The sequence below is a fragment of the Cytobacillus spartinae genome, assembly GCF_042865285.1.
GTDB classification, from domain to species: domain Bacteria; phylum Bacillota; class Bacilli; order Bacillales; family Cytobacillaceae; genus Robertmurraya_A; species Robertmurraya_A spartinae.
On sequence record NZ_JBIACK010000018.1, the window covers coordinates 97,192 to 108,769 of the forward strand.

At 36.6% G+C, this 11,578-nt stretch carries 10 protein-coding genes; 1 reads left to right on the forward strand and 9 read right to left on the reverse strand.

The features are described from left to right. Nucleotides 1-35: 35 nt before the first annotated feature. The 6 genes from ACFYKX_RS24405 to ACFYKX_RS24430 form a co-directional block, all read right to left on the reverse strand. Nucleotides 36-695, reverse strand: a complete 660-nt coding sequence (locus ACFYKX_RS24405; protein ID WP_389364483.1) for a potassium channel family protein — start codon at nt 693-695, stop codon at nt 36-38. A gap of 76 nt (nt 696-771) precedes the next feature. Next, nucleotides 772-1,686 carry a DUF4349 domain-containing protein gene (locus ACFYKX_RS24410; RefSeq protein WP_389364485.1) on the reverse strand — a complete coding sequence of 305 codons (915 nt, stop codon included), beginning with the start codon at nt 1,684-1,686 and terminating at the stop codon, nt 772-774. A 142-nt stretch (nt 1,687-1,828) separates the two neighbouring features. Then, nucleotides 1,829-3,655, reverse strand: coding sequence for an ABC transporter ATP-binding protein (locus ACFYKX_RS24415; RefSeq protein WP_389364487.1), 1,827 nt, complete (start codon nt 3,653-3,655; stop codon nt 1,829-1,831). Nucleotides 3,656-3,667: 12 nt separating this feature from the next. After that, complete coding sequence (locus tag ACFYKX_RS24420) at nt 3,668-5,422, reverse strand: ABC transporter ATP-binding protein (protein ID WP_389364489.1); 1,755 nt, start codon at nt 5,420-5,422, stop codon at nt 3,668-3,670. Nucleotides 5,423-5,852: 430 nt separating this feature from the next. After that, the gene (locus ACFYKX_RS24425; RefSeq protein WP_389364491.1) at nt 5,853-6,308 is read right to left on the reverse strand and encodes a TlpA family protein disulfide reductase; all 456 of its coding nucleotides are present in this window, start codon (nt 6,306-6,308) and stop codon (nt 5,853-5,855) included. A 108-nt stretch (nt 6,309-6,416) separates the two neighbouring features. Beyond that, nucleotides 6,417-6,965, reverse strand: a complete 549-nt coding sequence (locus ACFYKX_RS24430) for a peroxiredoxin (protein ID WP_389364493.1) — start codon at nt 6,963-6,965, stop codon at nt 6,417-6,419. Nucleotides 6,966-7,415: 450 nt separating this feature from the next. Here ACFYKX_RS24430 and ACFYKX_RS24435 point away from each other — a divergent pair, with 450 nt between their 5' ends. Further along, entirely contained in the window at nt 7,416-8,282 is an 867-nt protein-coding gene (locus ACFYKX_RS24435) for a mechanosensitive ion channel family protein (RefSeq protein ID WP_389364495.1), read from the forward strand. Nucleotides 8,283-8,327: 45 nt separating this feature from the next. Here ACFYKX_RS24435 and ACFYKX_RS24440 read toward each other — a convergent pair whose 3' ends face one another. From ACFYKX_RS24440 to ACFYKX_RS24450, 3 genes are all read right to left on the reverse strand, one after another. Continuing rightward, nucleotides 8,328-9,455 (reverse strand): N-acetyldiaminopimelate deacetylase, encoded by a 1,128-nt coding sequence (locus ACFYKX_RS24440; protein ID WP_389364497.1) that lies wholly within the window; start codon nt 9,453-9,455, stop codon nt 8,328-8,330. A gap of 89 nt (nt 9,456-9,544) precedes the next feature. Then, nucleotides 9,545-10,255 carry a 2,3,4,5-tetrahydropyridine-2,6-dicarboxylate N-acetyltransferase gene (gene dapD / locus ACFYKX_RS24445; protein ID WP_389364499.1) on the reverse strand — a complete coding sequence of 237 codons (711 nt, stop codon included), beginning with the start codon at nt 10,253-10,255 and terminating at the stop codon, nt 9,545-9,547. Between the two features lie 239 nt (nt 10,256-10,494). Next, nucleotides 10,495-11,379: a LysR family transcriptional regulator gene (locus ACFYKX_RS24450; RefSeq protein WP_389364500.1), complete on the reverse strand. Its 885-nt coding sequence runs from the start codon at nt 11,377-11,379 to the stop codon at nt 10,495-10,497. Nucleotides 11,380-11,578: the final 199 nt, after the last annotated feature.

Here is an 11,578-nt window from a genome sequence, read left to right on the forward strand (position 1 = left end):
CGCAAATAATTGCGAGGGTTTTCATTTTGAATATTTTATATCATAACCTTTTTCTCAAATCTTGATATATCAGAATCTGCCCCAATAACAATCAAAATATCGTCTTCAAAGATCTTTTCGTTAGCTTGTGGGGATACAATGATATCGTTTCCTCTTTTTATGGCTACAATATTGATTCCGTACTTTGCACGGATATCAAGTCCGATAATCGTATTTCCTCCTAGTTTATCACTAGCAACAATTTCTACAATACTGTGCTCATCAGAGAGTTCCAAATAATCCAACACATTATTTGAGACGATATTATGTGCAATCCTTTTGCCCATATCTCTTTCAGGGTGGACGACTTGATCTGCACCAATTTTTCTTAATACTTTCTCATGATAGTCATTTTGAGCTTTAACCGTTATATTATTTACGCCTAGCTCTTTTAAAATAAGTGTCGTTAAGATACTGGCTTGAATATCATCACCAATCGCAACAATAACATGGTCAAAGTTTCTGATTCCTAGACTTTTTAACATGGATTCATCTGTAGAATCTCCGACAACAGCATGAGAAGCGATCATCGAGAACTCATTTACTTTATCCTCATTGTTGTCAATTGCCATAACTTCCATGCCTTGCTCTGCTAATGCTCTACAAATACTTCCCCCAAAACGTCCAAGGCCAATTACTGCAAATTCCTTTTTCATAAAGTCTCCTCCGAAGTGCGAGTTTACATATGTCCCCATTTTAGCACAGTTATTAAAAAATTTCTGTGAAATGGTGTTATTCTCTAGGTTTTTTCAATTGATTAGTCTTTTTAACAACTACTACCACAGCTGTAACGATGATAGATAATAGCAATAAAATTGGAATGTTTCCTAGAATCACTACAACTAAACTAGAAAATACATTAAGCAATAAATTGGTACTTGATGCAAATTGCTTCTTCGTCCGTTCCCAAGTATTTAAATCATGATTTTGTAGGCTTGGAACCACGATTTTGTCCTCGCTTAAGTGAATGGTAACCGTCGAAAGTGCTGTTTGGTTTTTAATGTATTTCATCTTACCTGTAATCTGCTCAATCTCTTGTTGAACAACAGCGAGGTCATTTGAAATTCTTAGAAGATCTTCCGTCTTCGTTGCATTTTTCATAAAATCCAATAATCTCTCTTCTACAACCCTTTTAGACTTAAGTCTGGATTCTAAATCAACATATTCCTCCGTTACATCTTCCCCACTAACAGAACGATCAAATACCTTTACAGCTAGTCCTTCAGCTTCATTTAAGAACGTCTGAAAATGCTCTTCAGGTATCCTGAGAGTGATTGTCCCACTTAACCTTTCATCGCCTTCTCTGTATGTACTTGATTCCACAATATATCCACCGAAGAAACTGGCTTTTTCTTCGATTTGCCTTTGTGCTTTCTCAAAATCTTCAACTTGAAGGTTCAAATGAGCATTGTAAATGACCATTCGATTGCTTGTAACGACTGTTTTGGTTTTGTCTGCGTCAACTGATTCGCCTTCAGAAAATGCTAGTCCAGCCTCTTCATTAGATGAATTGGAAACACTTGTGTCCATATCTGCTGAAGTTGATTCTTGTTCACTAGTTTTACTGTCCCCACTACTGCATGCTGATAGAAGGAAAATCAATAAGAGTGCAAATAATAAAGCCACATTTCTTAACGTTAATTTCATAACCCGCACCACCCCTTTATAGATATCGACGATTGAATCGTTCAAAAGTTACAATAGTGAGCTTATATTGATTCTAAATTCTATGAGCCAAGTCTCTCGTCAATAACCATTTTAAAAAAAGCAGAACCATAACTGGTTCTGCTTATACAGCATTTAACATATTGAACTGAGCCTTCACAAGACGATAGTATTCTCCCTTGTGATTCATGAGCTGCTGATGGTTTCCTTGCTCAATGATTTCACCATGATCAAGAACGAAGATATTATCAGATTCCCTTATGGTTGATAGCCTATGAGCAATAATAATCGCTGTTCTTCCTTCTAAAAGTGTTTTTAAAGCTTCTTGTATCTTCACTTCTGTTTCAGTGTCGATACTCGCTGTAGCTTCGTCTAGAATGAGAATTCGAGGATCCGCTAATAGTGCTCTAGCAAAAGAAAGCAATTGTCTTTCACCAACGGAAAGAATATTCCCTCTTTCCTCTACTTCTGTCTCGTAGCCGTTAGGTAATTTCTCAATAAAACTATTCGCACCTACAGCCTCTGCAGCTTTTTTAACTTGTTCATCGGTTGCATTTGGGTTTCCGAATCGGATATTCTCTATGATGGTTCCAGAGAAGATGAACGTATCCTGAAGTACAACACTAATTTGGTGTCTAAGACTCCTTAGTGAAACATCTCTTAGGTTATGTCCGTCAATTTTTACCGTCCCATCTGTTGGGTCATAGAATCTACTTATAAGGTTAGCGATAGTAGTTTTACCTGATCCTGTATGACCTACTAATGCAACAGTTTGACCGGCCTTCATTTCGAGACTAATACCTTTAAGAGCGGTCCTCTTTGCATCATATGAAAATACGACATTCTCAAATTCGATGTGCCCTTTAATATCCTTCAAATCAATCGCTTTTTCACTTTCTGCAACAATAGGCTTTTCATCTAGGAATTCAAAAATCCTCTCAGAAGATGCCATCCCCATTAAAAGCTGGTTATATACTTGCCCAAGTCTTGAGATTGGCTCCCAAAACATCCCTAAGTAGAAGGCAAAGGAAACAAATACCCCAATGGAAATTGACTGACCTTGAATTAAAGAAGCACCAAACCAAATTAGTACAGCAGTTCCTAGAGCATTTGTAAGCTCAACGAGAGGTCTAAACATCGCATTTTTTTGTGATGCAACTCTCCAGCTCTCATAGTTTTCATTGTTTACACCATCAAAAAAAGCCATGTTTTCTTTTTCCTGTGTAAACGATTGTGTCACTCGGATTCCTTGGATACTCTCATTTAAATGGGAGTTTAATTTAGACTGTTTAATACGTACAGTTTGCCATGAACGTCTAATATTTCTACGTAAACTTGTAGATATAAAGAACATGATCGGTAAAATCACCATGATTGCTAATGTTAATTCAGGGCTTAACGAGAACAGAATAAAGAAAATACCGATTAACAAAATCATATCCATTAATAGATTAATAACACCGTTCGTGAACAGTTCCTGTAAAGAGTTTATATCATTCATAATCCTTACAAGAATCGAGCCTGCTGACCGTTGATCAAAAAATCGGTGAGACAATCCTTGTACGTGAGTAAAAAGGTGTTTTCTTAAGTCATAAATGACACTTTGCCCTAATTGATTCATCCATTTTATTCGGAAAAAGTTCGCTACATATGAAGCAGCATAGAGACCGAATATTAATAACACTAGATATGTTAACATCCCAGTATTTCCATCAATAAGAGCTTTATCAAGGGTGTAAACACCAATTAATATTGGAATAATTAATCTTACTGCAGTATTTATGATTACCATTAATATCGCAAGCGGAAGCAAGTTTTTACGATAAGGCTTCATATAACTAAACAATCTGAGCATCTGCTTCCAGTTAAAAGGCTTTTCAATCACTTGATCCGTCGAATATTGGAATCTTTTTAAAGCATTTTCATGTATCTCTGCTTTACGATTTTTCAATATGGCACCTCCTTATCCTGTTTGAGACTGAAGTACTGTTTTCTGATCTTTATACTGAATATCAAATACACGCTGGTAAGGTCCATTGTTTTTTAATAAGTCATCATGAATTCCTCTTTCAACAATGCGGCCATCCTCTAGTACTAGAATTTCATCAGCGTGCTTTAAAGAAGATATCCGGTGCGCAATAATGAATGTTGTACGGTCCTTCATAACCTCATTTAAAGCCTTCTGAATATTGAATTCAGTCTCCATATCGACCGCACTTGTAGCATCATCAAGAATTAATATACTTGGGTTTACACAAATTGCTCTAGCGATGGCGATCCTTTGTTTCTGTCCACCAGACAGTCCCATTCCTCTTTCCCCTAACATCGTGTCATACCCGTCAGGTAGCTCCATAATAAAGTCATGGGCTTGAGCTCTTTTTGCAGCATCAATGATCTCATCCATCGTTGCTTCAGGACGACCATACGAAATGTTTGCCTTAATGGATGATGAAAATAAAAACGACTCCTGAAGAACAAAACCAATATTGCTTCTTAATGAGCGCAGAGCATATTGATTTACATTAATTCCATCAATGAGGACTTCTCCTTCGGTTGGTTCATAAAAACGTGTCATTAACTGTGTAATACTCGTTTTACCTGAACCGGTTGAACCAATTAATCCTATTACTTTTCCTGGTTCAGCTTTAAAAGAGATGTTGTAAAGTGCCTCTTGGTCTTCTTTTCCATAACGTAGAGTGACATCTTTAAATTCAACTCCACCCTCTAACTTTTCAGTTAAGATTGCGCCATCCTTCTCCTCAATCTCATTCTGTTCTTCCAATATTTCTAGTAATCTTTCACCGGAAGCTTTAGATTGAGAGAATAAGTTAATCACAAAACCTAAGTTCATGATTGGCCACATGATGTACCAGACTAAGCTATAGAAAGCCACTAGCTCCCCTGGTTTAAGTTGATTATTAAATACTAAGTATCCACCGTATGCTAATAGCAAGACAACACTCATATTTCCTAAGAACTCCATAAGTGGGAAATACTTTGCCCAAATGTTTGATGTAAATAAGTATTTGTCTTTATAGTCACCATTGGAGTTATTAAACTTACCAATCTCAAAATCTTCTCTTGATAGTGACTTAACGGTATTAATTCCGCTAATATTTTCTTGTACATTTGTGTTAAGTTTTCCAAAAGACTTACGGATGCCTCTAAAAGCTGGATGTACAGCCTTATCAAATCGAAAAACGACTACTGCTAAAAACGGAAGAGTTGCTAAAGTAACGAGCGTTAATGGAATAGAGTAATAAAACATTACTGAGAACGTAATCCCGACTAATAATATAAAACGGATTAGTTCCGCAAATCCAAAGGACAGGAAGAATCGAAATCCTTCAACATCAGCTGTTAACCTAGACATTAAATCCCCTGTTTTAGCATTATCATAATAACGAAAAGGCAAAAACTGTAGTTTTTCATATAGAGAGTTTCTTAGCTTGTAGACTGACTTAATCCCGAATAAATCGCCTGTATATTGATGAATATAAGTTCCAATTCCTTTTACGACCATAATTCCTACAAAGCCAAGAGCTAAATATGGTATCCACCCGTATTTTCCACCTAACACCACCTCATCAATGGTTAACTGAAGGATAATGGGGTATACCACAGTAATCCCAGTAACCAACAACAGAAAACCAATTGACCAGAAAAAGTAACTTTTAAAAGGCCAATAAAACTCCTTTAACTTTTTAAATGTTTCCAAGAAATTTCCTCCCCTCTTGTTGTCAGAAATATAAAAAGATTAAAAAACTTAAGCATAAATATAAATATAACGGGTTTCGAAATATTTTTCCACCTTTTTGTTCGAATTTTCCACTTTTTTGCACAAAAAAGTATGATTAGTTATAAGAATTATTAATTTTTTGTTTTATTACAAATAGAGGGCACGATAGGATGGGATGTAAGATTCGAAATCTGTTCGTTTTGGGACTTGAGTGGTAGATAATAGAATGTTTGAATTTGAAGTGATCGGTCGAGTACAGAATAGGGCAGCAGAATGTTTGGTGTTTGTGACCGAAGCTGAGCCTTGTGTTCGGACTCGAACAGCTGAAAACACAATCCTAGTGCCTGAAGTTAACACTGATTGAATTAAACCGAACGAAAAAAGATCAGGTAATCCTGACCTTTGACAATCATTCAGCTTTATCCACTTCATCTAGGACCCGATTTACACGTTTCTCAAGCATCTTCATTCCGCTTCCACCAGCTTGAAAATGACGAAGCTTTCCTAACCTGTCAAATACATAGTAGGCTGGAACATATTGATTTTCAAAAGCCTCAGTTAATTTGCGCTCGCCATCCACAAAAATGGGCTGTGTGATTCCATGGTCATCGGCTGTTCTTTTAATCAATTCTAGGTTTAGGTCTTCTTCTGTACGTGGCATATGAACAGCCACTACATGAAGCTTCTCTTTATACTCATCACGGAATTGGTTCACTTGCGGCATTGCCTCTTTACACAAATAACAACTTACTGACCAAAAATGGATTAGTGTTGGTTGTTCCCCTAGTAGTTGATTTTTTGTAACCTTTCCATTTAGCCACTCCGTAGCACCGTTCAATTCCGGCATTGATTCTCTTAATTTCATATATAATAGTCCTCCTCTGTTTTTAATACTATTCCACAGTGATTATGTATGTAACATGACTATTTAGAAAAGACCTAACAATGTTAGGTCTTTGACTTTTTATGCGAATTAAACGGTTAACGTTTTTTGGCCAGGCTTCCAGTTTACTGGGCAAAGTCCACCCGTTTGAAGGGCTTGCAGTACGCGTAGAGTCTCATCAACGTCACGTCCAATGTTATTATGGTTAACAACTGAATACATCATTTCTCCTTCTGGGGAGATGATAAACAATCCACGAAGAGCAATCCCTTCTTCTTCTATAAGTACACCATATTCACGTGAAACCACATGGTTCGTGTCAGCTGCTAAAGGATGTCTTATATCTCCTAAGCCGTTATCTTTACGATCAGTTTTAATCCATGCCAAATGAGTATGGATGGTATCCGTTGATACACCAATTACTTCGGTATCTAAATCTTCGAATTCATCATAGCGGTTAGAAAGAGCGATGATTTCAGTTGGGCATACGAAAGTAAAGTCCATCGGATAAAAATAAAGCACTGTCCATTTTCCGTTCTTCATGTTCTCTTCTAGGCTTACTTTACCAAACTCTTTGTTTGCTAATACTGCATCCATTTCAAATCTTGGTGCTTGTTTTCCTACCATCCGTTCTGCCATGTTCAAAACCCTCCGATAGCCTTTTAAATTGAGAATAATTACAACAAATTATCAGTAGTTTCATTATAAAAATAAAAATCACACCGTTATTACAGCGTTTTAATCAATCAAAAATTATAATAATTATAATTTTATAATTAATACAATCAAAATAGTGAAAACTACTACACTAGAAAAATAATCATGTAACCCATAAATTACGCTTATATTTCAAGTTTAACATTTAATTTTTCGGGAATAAAAGAATAGCACTGATATTGACAGAAAAAACGTTAAACGCGTTCAAAAAATATACATAACTTCTATTCTCTGAGGGATTAGACATGAAAAAATTAAAAAATTGTTGTTCCGCATTTTTCAATCCCAATCAAACATATTATTTATCAAGCGACAAAATCTTTGTTATACTGACAAACTATAAACTAAAAGTAGAAGGGAAGATTCTAAAAATTGGATTTGTTAATAGGATTAAGTCAACTGGGAATTAACTTAGAAGATTTTGATTTCGAGGCTTTTTTAATAAAGGCTGGGTTAGTACTTTTAAAAGTCATTCTTATTTTTATTGCATTCTTTATCGTTAAAATAATGGGAAACAAGCTTATACATAAGAGCTTTCAAAAAGTCCAGAAAAAGGAGCAAGTGTCCATTGGACGGGCTAAAACCCTTGAGAGCTTAACCAAGAATATATATTCCTATGTATTAATGTTTGTGTTTTTTGTTACTATTTTTCAAATTTTTGGTATCGATGCAACAGCTATTTTAGCAGGAGCGGGGGTAGTTGGCCTAGCTATCGGTTTTGGGGCACAAGGTTTAGTAAGCGATGTTGTAACAGGCTTCTTTCTGTTATTAGAAAAGCAAATGGATGTTGGTGACTATGTAACAACAGCTAGTTTTTCTGGTGTCGTTGAACAAGTAGGACTAAAGACTACACATATTAGAGGTTTCGACGGAACGCTTCACTATGTACCAAATAGAGAGATTACAAGCTTAAGTAATCACTCTCGAGGAAACATGCGAGCTTTAGTAGATATCGGGATTTCATACGATGATGATATCGATCGTGCTATTGAAGTATTACAAGCTACTTGCGATAAAATTTCCGCTGATGAACCATCTATTGTTGAAGGTCCAAACGTATTGGGAGTACAGACTCTAGGTTCTTCCGATGTTGTCCTTAGAATCATTGCTAAAACAGAAAATATGGAACAATGGGCAGTTGAAAGAAAGCTTCGTAAAGCATTAAAAGAAGCTTTAGATGCAAATGGAATTGAGATTCCTTTCCCTCATCAGGTTTATATCGAGAAAAAGGCAGAATAGCGGTGCATGTAAAAACCGGAACTTCCAATAGTTCCGGTTTTCTTCTTAATTACCTTTATAAGATATATACTTAGAAATAAAGTTAATAGCTGTAACTATAGCATCCTCATTAGGGTTCAATTTTGCATGGTGTAACCCATATTCTGATTGTACTCCAAGCCAAAACATAAATCCTGGAATTTCTTCAAGCATATATCCGAAGTCCTCTCCTGTCATGGCTTCCTTACACTTAATGACATGGATATTTGTCTCTTTGCGGACAAACTCCATAAACTCCCTTGTTAACTGTTCTTCATTATATACTTGGTGATACATACTTCCATAATCAATTTTAACCTCACACTCATATCCAACACCAACACCATGAACAATGGCTTCAATTCGCTTCTTTACTTTTTTCATAGATTCCACTGAAAGAGTACGAATGGTGCCTTCTAATCGCGCGTTTTCAGCGATGATATTTTGAACCGTTCCCCCTGTTATCTTCCCAATCGTAATAACAGCACTGTCCAAAGGATCAACATTTCTAGCAATGATGGTTTGGAGCTGACTAACAAGAGAACAAGCAGCAACCACCATATCATTTGTATGGTGCGGGTACGCGGCATGTCCTCCTTTCCCTTTCAAATCAATGAAAAGTTCAGAGGTATTTGCAAAAAGTAACCCCTCTTTAACTGCAATCTCTCCAACGGCATATTCAGGTGCTATATGGAGTGCTAAAATCATGTCCGGTTTCCATTCCGTCATGATGTCCGTATTTAACATCGGCTCAGCACCACCAGGTCCTTCTTCAGCAGGCTGAAAGATAAAAAGAAGGTTGTCGTTTATACGATTATGAACAAAGTGAGTAATCAGTCCGAGGGCAATACTCATGTGCATATCATGACCACAGGCATGCATCTCGTTTTCATGGTTTGACTTAAAAGGTAGACCTGTTTCCTCTACAATAGGAAGACCATCTATATCCGCTCTATATCCAATTGTCTTAGAGGGTGATAACCCTTTAATTCTTACAAAAATTCCGGTCTTCCATGTCTTTATTTCTATATACTCTTGTGGTAAAGAGTTTAAGTAGTTTAACAAATAAGACTGTGTCTTAAATTCTTTAAAACCTAATTCAGGAATTAGGTGGAGGTCTCTACGAATTTGAATAAATGGATTAATTTTGCTCATAAAAGATTCCCCTTTAAAAACATAAGGTTTCAAGTTCACAAAAACTCTACTAAAAAGCGTGGACTATTCATCCACGCTCCCAGAAATTATTATAGTTGACGTAATGCTTGGATTACTTCAGTTTTCGATAATGTCTTTTCATCTGCTTGCTTAATAACACGAGCAGGGATCCCGGCAGCAACTGCGTTAGGCGGTACATCTTCAATTACTACTGCTCCAGCAGCAATTCTAGCACCTTTTCCAACTCTTACTCCCTCTAGTACAACAGCATTAGCACCAATTACAACATCATCTTCAATGATAACTGGATTTGCTGATGGTGGCTCAATTACTCCAGCAAGAACCGAACCAGCACCAATGTGACAGTTCTTCCCTACTGTTGCACGTCCTCCAAGGACAACGTTCATATCAATCATCGTGCCTTCGCCTACAACTGCTCCAATATTAATAGAAGCACCCATCATAATAACAGCGTTATCACCGATTTCCACTTGATCACGGATAATAGCTCCTGGCTCAATACGGGCTTTAATGTTTTTCATATCTAATAGAGGAATCGCAGAATTTCTACGGTCATTTTCAACCACATAGTCCTCAATTTTATCTTTATTAGCTTCTAGAGCAGCACTAATTTCAGCCCATTCACCGAATACTGTACCCGCTCCACCAGTGATAAATGTTTTTGAACTTGCGCCAAAATCGATTCCTTCTAAATCACCTTTAACATAAACCTTTACAGGTGTAGATTTTGTGCTGTTTTGAATAAAAGCAATGATTTCGTTTGCATCCATCATTTTCATTAGAAAACCTCCAGTATGTACAATCTAATATAACTTATATTAAAGCGAACAATGAATGGTCGTATTTTTATACAACTATTCTTTTATAATTGTTCTATTATTACGAAATTGATTCTAACAAACAAAAGGTCTTTATTCAAGTGAAGAAAACTATGATTCAACAATAAATAAGGCCACACAACAAGGGCAACTGTCCACCCTTAGATATTTCTGTGGATTAATCGCCAACTAACAAATCACTATTCACTTTCATCATTTATATGCTCCTTAATTAACTCTACAAAGGCTTGGACCTGTTTCAGCTGAAAGGCTGATTCATAGCCAAGAAGCCATGTGTCCCTTTTAACAGGCTCGTGGTTCTCGTTCATTAACGGGATTTTAAAAATGTCCTGTTTCACCTCATTTAGAGTTATAGCAGGAAGGATCGCGTAACCAATCCCGTTAAAAGCCATCTGTTTACAAGTTTCAATTTGATCAACCACAACTGTTCTTTTAGGTGCTGTCTGAAATTGCCGATGCCACCAATCTTGTATTTCTTGATAATAGTTTGAGTCACTTTTAAATTGGATAAATGGTCGATCCGTTTCAAGGACTTGTTCTGGTTTCGTAATTTCTTTATCCACGAGATACAAGCTATCTTGAAAAAGGTGGATTTTCACCCCTTTCCAATCGGGCGTTCCCCTTATGATTCCGATATGTACTTGATCTTCGTATAAAGATTTAAGGATTTCACTGCTCCATCCAGTAACGAGTGAAATTTTGGCATGAGGATAACGGTTAATAAACTTTTTTAACACTTGCGGAAGCCAGTTCTGTCCAACGATTGAGGCAACTGCAATCTTTAGCGTACCATGGACCTCAGAGTTAAGTGCATTTATTGATTCTTTTACTTTTTCTTCCTTATCTAACACTTCATTCACAAACCTTATAACAAGCTCACCAGCAGGAGTTAGAGATAATCCTTTTTGTGAGCGGATGAAAAGCCTAGTTCCCCATTCTTTTTCAATATTTTGTAACCTTTGTGATAAAGCTGGTTGTGAAACAAATAGCCGCTCAGCAGCTTTTCGCATATTCATTTCAGAAGCTAAAACAGATAGTAGGTGAAACTCGGATAACGTTGACATACCTCACCACTTTTTCATAAGTTTTACTTATATTATATCCCAAAAAATCACCGTATTCATTATCAACTCAATATCGAGTAGGAGGAGGTGACGAACCTCCGACCTCTCACACCACCGTACGTACGGACCCGTATACGGCGGTTCAATCTTATACTAAGCATGTACTTTATTGTAATGTTGAACACAAGAGATTAGTCCG